Source organism: Candidatus Binatia bacterium, from assembly GCA_035631035.1.
Classification (GTDB): domain Bacteria; phylum Eisenbacteria; class RBG-16-71-46; order SZUA-252; family SZUA-252; genus DASQJL01.
The window spans coordinates 77,717-90,713 of sequence record DASQJL010000082.1 but is presented as its reverse complement, the minus strand read 5'-3'; the positions used below and the strand labels follow the sequence as shown (position 1 = coordinate 90,713).

The 12,997-nt window shown below is 71.8% G+C and carries 9 protein-coding genes; all 9 read left to right on the top strand.

The features are described from left to right. The first annotated feature begins 31 nt into the window (after positions 1-31). The 9 genes from VE326_09270 to VE326_09230 all read left to right on the top strand — a co-directional run bounded on the left by VE326_09270 (position 32) and on the right by VE326_09230 (position 12,976). Positions 32-754, top strand: coding sequence for a tetratricopeptide repeat protein (locus tag VE326_09270; GenBank protein ID HYJ33394.1), 723 nt, complete (start codon positions 32-34; stop codon positions 752-754). Continuing rightward, positions 751-1,524: an outer membrane protein assembly factor BamD gene (gene bamD / locus VE326_09265; GenBank protein HYJ33393.1), complete on the top strand. Its 774-nt coding sequence runs from the start codon at positions 751-753 to the stop codon at positions 1,522-1,524. Before VE326_09270 ends, bamD begins: the two co-directional genes overlap by 4 nt. Further along, a complete protein-coding gene (gene nadD, locus VE326_09260) occupies positions 1,521-2,135 on the top strand; it encodes a nicotinate-nucleotide adenylyltransferase (protein ID HYJ33392.1) in 615 nt (204 codons plus the stop codon). Before bamD ends, nadD begins: the two co-directional genes overlap by 4 nt. Next, the gene (gene polA, locus VE326_09255; GenBank protein HYJ33391.1) at positions 2,098-5,145 is read left to right on the top strand and encodes a DNA polymerase I; all 3,048 of its coding nucleotides are present in this window, start codon (positions 2,098-2,100) and stop codon (positions 5,143-5,145) included. Before nadD ends, polA begins: the two co-directional genes overlap by 38 nt. 39 nt (positions 5,146-5,184) lie before the next feature. Next, positions 5,185-5,787, top strand: a complete 603-nt coding sequence (gene coaE / locus VE326_09250; GenBank protein ID HYJ33390.1) for a dephospho-CoA kinase — start codon at positions 5,185-5,187, stop codon at positions 5,785-5,787. A gap of 18 nt (positions 5,788-5,805) precedes the next feature. Further along, a protein-coding gene (prfB, locus tag VE326_09245) for a peptide chain release factor 2 (protein ID HYJ33389.1) occupies positions 5,806-6,910 on the top strand; the annotation gives its coding sequence in 2 pieces (ribosomal slippage) (positions 5,806-5,877 and positions 5,879-6,910; 1,104 coding nt in all). Then, positions 6,907-8,292 (top strand): phosphomannomutase/phosphoglucomutase, encoded by a 1,386-nt coding sequence (locus VE326_09240; protein HYJ33388.1) that lies wholly within the window; start codon positions 6,907-6,909, stop codon positions 8,290-8,292. Before prfB ends, VE326_09240 begins: the two co-directional genes overlap by 4 nt. 63 nt (positions 8,293-8,355) lie before the next feature. After that, complete coding sequence (locus VE326_09235) at positions 8,356-11,073, top strand: FlgD immunoglobulin-like domain containing protein (protein ID HYJ33387.1); 2,718 nt, start codon at positions 8,356-8,358, stop codon at positions 11,071-11,073. Next, positions 11,042-12,976 (top strand): FlgD immunoglobulin-like domain containing protein, encoded by a 1,935-nt coding sequence (locus tag VE326_09230; protein HYJ33386.1) that lies wholly within the window; start codon positions 11,042-11,044, stop codon positions 12,974-12,976. Before VE326_09235 ends, VE326_09230 begins: the two co-directional genes overlap by 32 nt. Positions 12,977-12,997: the final 21 nt, after the last annotated feature.

Sequence of the window (12,997 nt, the reverse complement as noted above, 5' to 3'; positions counted from 1 at the left end):
GAGCGGCTCCATGAACGCAGGGAGGGTCGGCATGAGTCTGGCGGCCAGGCAGCACCAGGTGCTCGGGCGGGACTACTTCGACCGCGGCCAGTACGCCGATGCGATCCGCGAGATCGAGGAGGCGCTCGCGCTGGTGCCCGATTTCCCGGATCTGCACAATCAGCTCGGGCTGGCGCTGGGCATGAGCGGCGAGCGGGAGCGCTCGGTCGCGGCGTTCCGCCGCGCGCTCGAGCTGAATCCCCAATACCTGGAGGCGCGGCTGAATCTGGCGATCGTCTACAACGAGCTGGGGCGCTATGAAGAGGCGCTCGAGGAGTTCGCGGTGGAGCGTCCGCGCGATCCCGATCACGAGAACCTCTCGCCGGACGTGCGCACCTTCCTCGCCGATTCGCACGTGCTGCTGGGCGACACCTACCGCGATCTCGGAATGCCCGTCGACGCGACGCAGGAGTACCGGAAAGCGCTCAAGCTGGCGCCGCAGTTCCTGGACGTGAAGAACAAGCTGGGCACGGTGTACTGCGGCATGGGGCTCTACGCCGATGCCGAGGCCGAGCTCCGCTCCGCGCTCGCCCAGAATCCGCGCTACGTCGACGCGCGCACGACCCTGGGACTGGTCTACTACCGCTCGGGCAAGCGGCATCGCGCCCGCGAGGAGTGGGAGCGCTGTCTCACCGAGCGCGACGGGGACGTCCGCTCGCGGGCCTACCTCGAGATGCTGGAGCGCGAAGAGGGCGCGGACCCGCTCCCTTCATGATCCGGCGCGCACGCTTTCGGCTCCGGCGCGCGGCGCCGTTCTTGGCGCTTCTCCTGTCCGTATTCGGCTGCGGCGCCGCGGCGCTCCAGGAGCGAAGCGGCGGCACGGCCAGCTTCGACTCGGGGAAGTCCGCCTACGACCGCGGGGACTGGGTCCAGGCGCAGCTCGACCTCAAGGCCTACGTCGAGCAGTATCCCGGCACCGACCGCACCGACGACGCGCTCTACTACCTGGGGCTCGCCTACTTCAAATCCAAGGACTACGCGCTCGCTTCGACGCAGTTCGACCGGCTGACGCGCGACTTCCCGCAGTCTCCCTTCCAGCCCGACGCCCTGTTCTACCTGGCCCGGTGCGACGACCTGGACTCGCGGCCCGCGCCGCTCGACCAGACCGAGACGCAGCGGGCGATCGACCGCTACAAGCAGTTCCTCGACGTCTATCCCGACCACGCGCACGCGGCCGAAGCGCGGCAGCGCACGCAGGCGCTGCGCGACCGCCTGGCGGAGAAGCGGTTCCGGAACGGCCGGCTCTACGCCAAGCTGAAGCAGCCGCAGGCCGCCGCCATCAACCTCCGCGAGCTGATCGACGACTATCCCGAGTCGCGCTGGGCGGGCGACGCGGCGGTGCTCCTCGCGGACGTGCTGGTGAAGCTGGGCCGGAAGGACGAGGCGATCGCGGCTCTGCGGAGGGTTCCGCCGTCGGCCACCGGCGAGGTCAAGTCGCGCGCGGCCGACCAGCTCCGGGAGCTGGGCTCCTCCGCCACCCCGTGAGACGCGCCGGACGGCGTCGCGTCGGCATCCTCGGCGGCTCCTTCGATCCCGTCCACCTCGGACACCTGATCCTGGCCGAAGCCGCCCTGGAGCATCTTCGCCTCGACCGCCTCCTGCTCATGCCCGCCGGCCGCCCCGCGCACAAGCGCCGCCGGGCGCTGGCCCCCGCCGAGGACCGGGTCGCGATGCTCCGGCTGGCCGCGCGCTCGAATCCGCGCCTCGAGGTCTCGACCCTGGAGGCGGGGGGCGCCGGCGTCACGTTCACGGTGCGCACGCTGGAGGCGCTCGCCGCCGCCGAGCCCGCCGACTACTTCTTCCTGATGGGGGAGGACAGCCTGCGCGAGTTCGGCACCTGGCGCGAGCCGGGCCGCATCCTCGAGCTCGCCCGTCTCGCCGTGGCGCGCCGGGAGGGGACGCCGCGCGCCCCGCTCCGCGGGGCGCTCCGGCGTCACGTGGTCTTCGTGCCGATGCCCGGCATCGAGCTCTCCTCGTCCGCGATCCGGCGGCGCGTCGCGCGGGGGGCGAGCGTGCGATACTGGGTGCCGGACGCGGTGCTGACCTACATGGACCGACATGGACTCTACCGAAGCCGGCGAACGCGCCGGACGTAGCCTTCTCCTCGTCGACGGCTCGGCGCTCCTCTACCGGAGCCACTTCGCGTTCCTCCGGAACCCGCTCAAGAATTCGCGCGGCGAGGTGACGACCGTCACCTTCGGCATGCTGCAGGCGCTGCTTCCGCTCCTGGACAAGCAGAAGCCGGACCGGATGGCCGTGGTCTTCGACACGGTCGCGCCCACGTTCCGCCACCGGGTCTACGCCGAGTACAAGGCGCATCGCCCGAAGATGCCGGACGACCTGGCCTGCCAGATCCCGCGCGTCCGCGACGCGATCCGCTTCCTGGGGGTGCCGATCGTGGAGCAGGAGGGGGTGGAGGCCGACGACCTGATCGGGAGCCTCGCCTGCGAGGCGGCGCGCGACCGCGCCACGACGCTCATCCTGACCTCCGACAAGGATTTCTTCCAGCTCGTGAACGATCGCATCGTGCTCTTGGCACCGCGCGGGCGCGGGGGCGGCGAAGCGGTGACGGTGGACCGCGCCGGCGTGCGGGAGCGCTACGGCGTCGATCCCGGGCAGATCGTGGACCTGCTCGCGCTCATGGGCGACGCGTCGGACAACGTCCCCGGCGTTCCCGGCGTCGGGGAGAAGACCGCCGCGCAGCTCATCCAGAAGTTCGGCAGCCTGGACGCGCTCTACGCCTCGCTCGACCAGGTGGAGCGCCCCTCGATCCGGGAGAAGCTGCGGCAGAACGAGGATCGCGCGCGGCTCTCCTACAAGCTGGCGACGATCCGCTCCGACCTGCCCCTGGAGCGCCACTGGTACGAGCTGGTGCGCGCGCCGGTGGAATACGTGCCGCTGCTCGCGCTGCTCGAGGATCTGGAGCTGCGCGTGCTGGCCCGCCGCTATCGCGAGGAGTACGCCTCGCGCGGCGGGGCGCCGCTCGCTCCGGCGCCGGAGAGCGAGGCGCCTCCGCCCGAAGAGATCGCGAAGGCGGCGCGCCCCGCGCCGCCGCCCGCGGAGCCCCCGGGCCCGCCGGCCGAGGGCGCCGGGGCGCCCGCCGAGAACGCGGAAGCGCCGACGCCTCCGGCTCCGCCGCCGGGGACGCCACCCGAAACGCGTCCGGGGCGCGCCGCCGCCAAGCGGGGGAAGGCCGCGAAGAGCGCGGTCCCCGCCGCGGCCGTGGGGCAGCCGGTCGGGACCATCTTCGACGTTCTCGGCGAAGGGGAGTCGCCGCTGCGCGACGCTCCCTCGGGACGCGCGCCGCTCGGCCGCTATCACGTGCTCGAGAGCGGAGCCGACCTCGACGCGCTCGCGCGGGAGCTGGCGGAGGCCCGGGGTCCCGTCGCGTTCGACACCGAGACGACGGGGTTCGACCCGCTCCGCTCCCACCCCGTCGGGATTGCCCTCGCGACCGCCGAGGGGCGGGCCTTCTACCTTCCCCTGGGGCACGCTTCGGGGCGGAATCTGGACCCCGACCGGGCGCGCGAGGCGATCGCTCCCTTCTTCGCGAGGCCCGACGCGCTGCGCGCGGCGCAGAACGCGAAGTACGACTGGCACGTGCTCGACCGCTTCGGCGTTCCGGTCCGCGACGTCGCCTTCGACACGATGGTCGCGGCGTTCCTGGTCGATCCCGACCAGCCGAAGTCGCTCGATCATCTGGCCAAGGCGCGACTGAACATCGCCAAGATCCCGACCGAAGCGCTGCTGGGCCGCGGGCGCGAGCAGGTCACGATGGCCTCGGTGTCGGTCGACCGCGTCGCCGAATACTGCTGCGAGGACGCGGACGTCACGCTGCGCCTGGTGCCGCTCCTCCAGCGGGAGCTGGACAGCCTGGAGCTGACCCCGCTCTTCCGGGACGTCGAGATGCCGCTCGTGGGGGTGCTCGCGCGGATGGAGCGCGCCGGCGTGCGGGTCGACACCGAGGCGCTCGAGTCGCTGGGGCGGGGGCTCCAGTCGCAGCTGGACGACCTGGCGCACAACATCGAGGAGACCGCGGGAGTCCCGTTCAACGTGAACTCGCCGCGCCAGGTCGCCGAGGTGCTCTTCGAGCGGCTCGGGCTGCCGAAGGGGAAGCGCACGCGCGAGGGCTACTCGACCGACACCGAGGTGCTGGAGCGCCTGGCGCTCCTCCATCCGCTGCCGAAGCTCCTCTTGGAATGGCGGCAGGCCTCGAAGCTGAAGAGCGCCTACGTGGACTCGCTGCCGCGCCTGGTCCACCCCGAGACGGGACGCGTGCACGCCACGTTCCACCAGACGATCGCCTCGACCGGGCGGCTCTCCGTGAGCGACCCCAGCCTCCAGAACATCCCGATCCGCACGGAGGAGGGGCGCGAGATCCGCCGCGCGTTCGTGGCCGAGGGCCCGGGCGGGCTTCTCGCCTCCTTCGACTACTCGCAGATCGAGCTCCGGATCCTCGCCCACCTGACGCACGATCCGGCCCTGACCGAGGCGTTCCGCAAGGACGGCGACGTGCACGCCTCCACGGCCTCGCGCCTCTTCGGCGTCGCCCCCGAGCTGGTGACGCCGGCGCAGCGCGCGCAGGCGAAGGTCGTGAACTTCGGGATCATGTACGGCATGGGGCCGGTGCGGCTCGCGCGCGAGCTCTCGCTCTCCCGGGCCCTGGCGCAGGCGTTCATCGACGAGTACAAGCGGACCCACGCCGGCGTGGCGGCCTTCATGGAGTCGACGCTGGCGCAGGCGCGCGAGCGAGGCTACGTCGAGACCATCTTGAAGCGGCGCCGCCCTCTCCCCAACCTGTGCGATCCCCACGACGCGCTCCGGGCCGAAGCCGAGCGCGCGGCCATCAACGCGCCGATCCAGGGCTCGGCCGCCGACCTGATCAAGATCGCGATGGTCCGGATCGACGCGCTCCTCGCCGAAAAGGGATTCCGCTCGCGGCTCATCCTCCAGGTCCACGACGAGCTCCTCTTCGAGACGAACGAGGAGGAGATCGAGACGCTGACGCCGCTCGTCGTCGAGACGATGGAGCGCGCGCTGCCGCTCCGGGTCCCGCTGGTGGTCCATCGCGGCGTGGGGACGTCGTGGGCCGACGCCCACGCCTAAGACCTTGACCGCGCACGACGCTCCCCCTAGGTTCGATCCATGCTCCGCATCGGAGTGACCGGGCTCATGGCGTCGGGAAAGTCGACCGTGGCGCGGCGCTTCGAAGAGCGGGGCGCCATCCGGATCGACGGCGACGCGCTCGGGTGGGAGGCGCTCCGGATCCCCGCCGTTCGCGACCGGATCGCCGGGGCGTTCGGACCGGAAGCGATCGCCGGAGACGGCGCGGTGGATCGCGTCCGGCTCGGGGCCGTGGTCTTCGCCGACCGCGCCGCGATGGCGCGGCTCGACGCCATCGTCCAGCCGCCGCTCCTGGCGCTGGTGCGGCAGTCGCTCGACGAGGCTTCGGCGCCGGTGGTGATCCTGGACGCGGCGATGCTCGCCCGCTGGGGCCTCGACCGGGAGATGGACGGCGTGGTGGAGGTGACGGCGCCCGAGCCGGTGCGGATCGCCCGCCTGCGCGCGGCGCGCGGCTACGGCGCCGCAGAGGCGGAGCGGCGCGTTCGGGGGCAGGCGCTCCCGCCGCTCGCGGCCGTGAAGCGGCACTGGCTGATCGTCAACGATGCGGACGCCGCGGCGCTTCGGGCGCGCGCGGATCAGGTGTGGAGCGAGATCGCCTCGCTCGCCTCCGCGCCGCGACCCTGACTCGGAGGAATTCCCCGGATGGACCTGAACGCGACGAAGAAGCGGCTCGACGAAGGGCGGCGGATCCTGACCCACCTCGGGAGCTATCTTTGACGTCGCGCAGCGCGAGGCGCGCGCGGGCGAGCTGGAGGCCCGCATGGCCGAATCGGACTTCTGGGAGAACCCGGAAGCCGCCCAGAGGGTCCTGACCGAGCTCAAGTCGCTCAAGCGGATCGTCGATCCCTACCGCGCGCTGCTCCGCGAGATCGACGAGACGCAGGGAATGGTCGGCCTGCTCGAGGACGAGCCCGACGAGTCGATCGCGACCGAGCTGGAGAAATCCTCGGAGAAGTTGCTCCCCAAGATCCAGCAGCTGGAGCTGGTCAGCATCCTCTCCGACGAGAGCGACGCCCACGGCGCCATCCTCTCCATCCACCCCGGGGCCGGAGGCACCGAGTCCCAGGACTGGGCGCAGATGCTCTTCCGCATGTACGGGCGGTACGTCGAGCGGATGGGATGGACCTATCAGGTGCTCGATCTCCAGCCGGGGGAAGAGGCGGGGATCAAGGACGCCACGATCCAGGTGGACGGCGCCTACGCCTACGGCTACCTCAAGGCCGAGCGGGGGGTGCACCGGCTGGTCCGCATCTCGCCGTTCGACGCGCAGAAGCGCCGCCACACCTCGTTCGCGTCGGTCTTCGTCTATCCGCAGGCCGGAGAGGGCGGCGACGTCGAGATCAAGGACGGCGACATCCGCATCGACACCTTCCGGGCGGGCGGCGCCGGCGGCCAGCACGTGAACAAGACCGAATCGGCCATCCGCATCACGCATCTTCCGACGGGGCTGGTCGTGCAGTGCCAGAACGAGCGGAGCCAGCACCGGAACCGTGACGCGGCGATGAGCGTGCTCAAGGCCCGGCTCTACGCGCTCCGGCTGGAGGAGGAGAAGGAGAAGCGCGATTCCCTGGGGGGCGGGAAGAAGGACATCTCCTGGGGGAGCCAGATCCGGTCGTACGTGTTCCAGCCCTATACGCAGGTCAAGGACCACCGCACCGACGTGGTGACGAGCGACGTGCAGGGCGTCATGGACGGCGTTCTCGAGCCCTTCGTGGACGCATACCTTCGCAAAAAGGAGACGGCGTGAGCCCCCTCATTCCGACGATCTTCCGGGAATACGACATCCGCGGCATCGCGGACAGGGAATTGACCGACGACACGGTGCGCGCCGTGGGGCGCGCGTTCGCCGACCGGATGCGCGACCGGGACAAGACGCGCATCGCGGTCGGCCGCGACGTTCGGCTCTCCTCGCCACGGATCGCCGCGGCCCTCACGGCGGGGCTGGTGGAGCGCGGAGCGCACGTGATCGACGTGGGGCAGGTGCCCACGCCGGCGCTCTACTTCGCCATCCTCCAGCAGAAGGCCGACGGCGGCGTCATGGTCACGGGGAGCCACAATCCGATCGAGTACAACGGGCTCAAGCTCTCCGAGGGGCTCGCCTCGCTCCACGGCGAGGAGATCCAGGCCCTGTGGCGGGCCGCGGCGACGCCGGGCCTGCCGGTTGAGCGCGGCAGCATGGAGCAGGTCTCGGTCGACGCCGCCTATCTCGAGGACCTCGTCGGGCGCCTCCGCTTGAAGCGGAAGCTCAAGGTGGTCGTGGATCCGGGGAACGGAGCCGCGAGCATCCTGGGCCCCGAGCTGATCCGCCGGCTGGGCTGCGACGTGGACGCGATCTTCGCCGAGCCGGACGGCCGCTTCCCGAACCATCTCCCCGATCCGACGGTGCCCGAGCTGATGCGGTCGCTCCAGGAACGCGTGCGCGCGACCGGCGCCGACGTGGGGATCGGCTTCGACGGCGACGCCGACCGGGTGGGCGCGGTCGACGAGAAGGGCCGGCTCCTCTACGGAGACCAGCTGCTCGGGCTCTACGCCGCCGACGTGCTCGCCTCGCACCCGGGCGCGCCGATCGTCTTCGAGGTGAAGTGCTCGCAGGGGCTGGTCGAGCTGATCCAGCAGAAGGGCGGGCAGCCGATCATGTGGAAGGCGGGGCACTCGCTGATCAAGGCGAAGATGCGCGAGACGAAGGCGCCGCTCGGGGGCGAGGTCTCGGGCCACATGTTCTTCGCCGACGAATTCCCGGGGTACGACGACGCCCTCTACGGCGCGGGACGGCTGCTCCGGCTGCTCGCGGCTTCGGACCGGCCGCTCTCCGCGATGGTGGACGCGCTCCCGCAATCGAAGTACGTGGCGACGCCCGAAATCCGGCTCGATTGCCCGGACGACCGGAAGTTTGCTATCGTGGACGCGGTGCGCGAGCACTTCCGCGCGACGCACGACGTCGTGGACGTCGACGGCGCGCGGGTGCAGTTCGGAGACGGATGGGGTCTCATCCGCGCTTCGAACACGCAGCCCGTCCTTGTGGTACGCTTCGAGGCGACATCGAAGGAGCGCCTCGCGGCGATCGCGCAGGAAGTCTACGACGTGCTGTCGCGCTATCCCGAGGTGACGATCCCCGCGCTTCCGGTCTGACCGGTCGAAGCTCCGGTCGCACCAGCGCCGTCCCTTCGGTTCCTCGCCGGAGGGGGATCACGCGTGCGGTGGAAGCCGCTCCTCGCCCTGCTTCCGTTGGTTCTCCTCTGCGCCTCGTCCCGCCGCGCCGCGGCGCAGGATGAATTCCTCGTCAACGACGACCGGATCGATCGCAACCAGTGGGCCCCGCGCGCCGCGCTGGGCGCGAACGGGACCCTCCTCTTCGTCTGGATGGACGGTCGGAATATCGGCCCCGTCTCGATCGACTACGATATCGAGCTCATGTCCCTGCGCGATCCGCTGGGACTGGGCTCGTCCCTGAACCGGCGCGTGAACGACGACGCGCCCGGTCCCGTGCAGGGCTTTCCCGACATCGCGTCCAGCCCCTCCGGCACGTTCCTGTGCGTCTGGGAGGACGCGCGGAGCGGCAACCGCGACATCTATGCCGCCGCGCTCGACTCCATCGGCACGCGCATCGGCTCGAGCCTTCGCGTCAACGACGACGCCGGCTCGGCCGACCAGCAGCTTCCGCGCGCCCTGCCGATCGGCTCCGACCGCTTCCTCGTCGTCTGGGGCGACGGCCGCGAGGGCCAGGGGGAGATCGACGCGTCGTACCGCACCGCGGCCGGAGCCCCGCTCGGTCCGAATCGAAAACTATCGGTCGATCCCGTTCCCACCGGGAGCTTCCAGGGCGCGCCGGCGGCCGCGGCCGGGGCGGGGGGGCGCACGCTGGTCGTCTGGCTGGACGGTCGCGAGGGAGGCTCCGCCTTCGGTTCGACGTTCGACGTCTACGCCCAGTGGCTCGACGGTTCCGGCGCCCCGATCGGATCCAACTTCAAGATCAACGGCACGACCGGACCGGCCCAGTGCGCGACGCCCACCGTGGCGGCGGACTCCACGCGAGGCTGGGTGGTGGCGTGGATCGACCGCCGGGGCGCTCCCGCCGACCCCGGCGACGTCTACGCCCAGCGCTTCGACCTCGCGGGCGCCCCGGTGGGCGGGAACGTTCGCGTGAACGATGACGCGGCGGGGAAGGACCAGCGGAGCGTGTACGCGACCTCCGGTCCCGGCGCGGCGCTGCTCGTGTGGGAGGACTACCGGGGGAATCTGGGCGTGGACGCGAACGCCGAGGGCGCCCTCGTCCCCTACGACGCGGGAGCGCCGGGGGCAAACTTCCGCGTGAACGCCGATCTCGGCGGACGGCAGGGCGCGCCCGCGGCCTTGTGGGATGGGCGCGACGCCTTCATCGGAGCTTGGGAGGACGGACGGAACGGCGCTCCCGACATCTTCGCGATCTCCTTCTTCCCCGACGGCACGCGGCGCGGCTCGGACACCCAGCTCAACGACGATGCGGCGCCGTTCGACCAGCGCGCTCCGCGCCTGGGGCGCGGCCCGGGGCGCTTCGTCGCCGCCTGGACCGACCGGCGGAGCGGGTCCGACGACCTGTACGCGCAGTGGATGACCGATGCCGGAGCCCGTGACGGCGAGAACCACCTGCTCTGGCGCGACGACCTGACCAACCGTCCGGTGGCGTTCGCTTCGGCCGTCGCGGGAACGGGACGCGCCCTGGTGGCGGCGCAGATCACGCACTTCGCCGACGGCGGGGACATCCGCGGCTTCTTCTACGGGTCGCCGGGGATTCCGCCGACCTCGTCGTTCTGGATCGGCGACGTCCTCCCGAGCCCCCAGGCCACGCCCTCCGTGGCGGCAGGGGACTCGGAGTTCGCGGTCGTGTGGATCGACGGACGCGACGGGACGCCTCGACTGTATGGCCAGCGGATCTCGGCGCTGGGCGCGCCGGTCGGAGGGAACCATCCGGTGCTCGCGCTCGAGCCTCAGGATCCGGTCTATGCCCTCGATCTCGCGTCCGACGGCGCGGGCGGATACTGGCTCGCCTACGCGGAGGGATCCTCGGCCGATCAGCGCCTCTGGCTCCTCGATCTGGACGCGGGGCTCGCGCCCGCCGGCGCGCCGTTCCCGGTCGCGCCGGGGATGCCCGGAGGACGCGACCATCCCTCCGTGGGGGCGGGAAACGACGGGAGGGTCGAGGTCGTCTGGCTCGGCACGGGGGCGGAAGGGTACGGGCACGTCTATCACGAGAGCTACGGGCCGGGGATCCTCTCGGCGCTCGACGCCACGCTCGTCGAGGCCGAATCGGGGCGGCCCGCGGCGGGGCCGACGCTCGCGGTGGCCGGGAGCGGATCGGTCGTGACCTGGGGCGAGCGGGGAACGCTGGGCGACTGGAGCGTCTGGCTGCAGCGGTTCGATGGAGGCGCGGCCGCGGGTCCGCCCCTTCGCGTGGACCAGGATCTCACGGCGGCCGACCAGTTCGACCCGTGCGCCGGCTTCGACACCTCCGGGCGCGCCGTCGTGATCTGGACCGATTTCCGGTCGCGCTCCAGCGGAAGCGACATTCTCGGCCGCTCGTTCCAGTTCGCTCCGACGCGCGCCGACGATCCGCCCCCCGTTCCGGAGCCGCCTCCGGTCTCGGCGCCGCGCGCGACGCGCGTCGGTCCCGGGCGGCCCAATCCCTTTTCGTCCTCGCTCGCGGCACCGGTCGAGATCGGGGGCGCCCCGGGCGCCCGTGTCGTGGCGCGCGTGTGGGACGCGCGGGGCCGGCTGGTGAGGACGCTGGCGGACGGCGCCGCCGCGGGCGCCCGCTTCACGCTGCGCTGGGACGGCAGCGACGCCGCGGGCCGTCCGGCCGCGAGCGGCGTCTACTGGATCACCGTGGAATCGGGAGGGGAACGTGCGACGACGCGCGTCGTCTATCTTCGCTGAGGGGCCGCTTCGGCGCTCGGCGCTCGCGGCCGCGGGGCTTCTGCTCGCGGCGACCGCCCTTTCGGCCCCCGGCCGCGCCGCGCCGGGCGCCGCTCCGGCCGAAGTGCGCGCCGTCTCCGCTCCCGGTGCGCCGTCGGACGTCATCGACGCGCTGGAGGCGGCCGGCTACCGCGTGCACGTGGCCCTCCTGCCTTCGACCTATTACGTGAGCGCGAGCGCCGGGGCCCGGACGCTCCCGCTCGGCGCCCGCGCCCTCGACGCGCCTCCGGTGCGGATCGGGCCGGACCCGGCGGCTCCATCCGCTGTCGCCTCGGACGTCGACCCCTTCGGCGGCCGCGCCGACGCGCTGCCGCCGGTGGACCGCTCCGCCGTCGGGAACCCGCTCCTCGCGGGTACGGCCGCGCGCGCGGGGATCGCGCCGCCCGGATCGGTGCCGCCGCCCGGCTTTCCCTCCGGCAGTCGGTGGGAGGACACCAGCGAATTCATGATCGGCCGCGTCGCCGTCCCGATCCTCTTCGCCGAGAGCGACGGGACCGTGGATCCCAATCACTTCGATTGGACGCCCGCGCTCCGCGACTCGGTGCTGCACGCCGCGGTGCGCGGCTTCCTCAAATGGAGCGTCCTGGCGGCCTCGAGGAACATCCCGCTCACGTTCCTGATCGAGCCGCACTTCGGGCTCGCGACCAAGTACGAACCGATCGACCGCCCGATCGGGCAGGAGACGCTCTGGATCGAGGACGTGCTCGAGCCCCTGCTCGGGACGAAGGGAAACGCCCTCACGATGGCCTACGCCTACGCCAATGCGGCGCGCGCGCGGTGGAACGCTCAGTGGGCCGCGATCGCCTTCGCCGTCCAGAACGACACGTCGGCCACGGGAACGTTCCCCGACGGCTACATCGCCCATTCCAACCTCGGGGGGCCCTACTTCGTCATCCCCGTGAACAACCTGAATACCCGGAGCGCCACCCTCGACTACTACTTCGAGCACGAGATCACGCACCAGTTCTGGGCCCTCGACGAATATCCGGCGGTGAACGCGTGGTGGGCCTGCACGCTGACCACCGGCTACTTCAACCGCCCGAACCGGAACGCCTCCGTGCCGGCCGACGGCTACTGCGGCATTCCGACGGTGCACTGCCTCATGAAAGGGAACTACCCGGACGACTGGTGCGACTTCACGACCGATCAGATCGGCTGGGTGGACCTGGACGGCAGCGGCATCCTGGACCTCTACGAGACGCGCCCCGTCGTCCGTCCCGACTCCACGAACTACCGCACCGGGGCGGGCCAGGCGATCACGCTCCGCGGCGAGGCGGACGAAGGCGCGTTTCCGAACCGGAATCCGTACCACTCCGGCGCCGGCGATTCGATCTCGATCGCCACCGTGGACTCGATCGAATACCGCCTCGACAACGGATCGTGGATCCCGATCGCCTGCGGGGACGGGCGGTGCGACTCCGGCGTGGAGCGCTTCACGCTGGTGCTGCCGCCGCTCTCCACCGGGAGCCACATCGTGGAATGGCGCGCCTGGAATTCCAGCGGCCGGACGGCGCCGGTGCCGAGCGGCACCACGCTCAACGTCTCCGGCGCCGCGCCCGGAGGTCCCGGCGGCGGCGCGCAGTCTCCCGCCGCGCCCCGGATCGTCGCCGCGCCCGCGCCGCTTCGCGGCGAGGCCCGGCTTTGCCTGACGGGACCGCCGGGCGCCTCGGGCTCGGCCTCGATCCTGGACCTTGCCGGACGGATCGTCCGGACCTGGTCGGTGGCGGTGCCGGCGGAGGGCGTGCTGACCTGGCGGTGGGACGGTCGCGGGAAGGGTGGCGGTGACGCGGCCGCGGGACTATATTTCGTGGTCGTGAAGCTCGGAACCGCCGTCGCGACGCACCGCGTCCTCCTGATCCGATGATCCCGCACCCGAAGCCGCTTC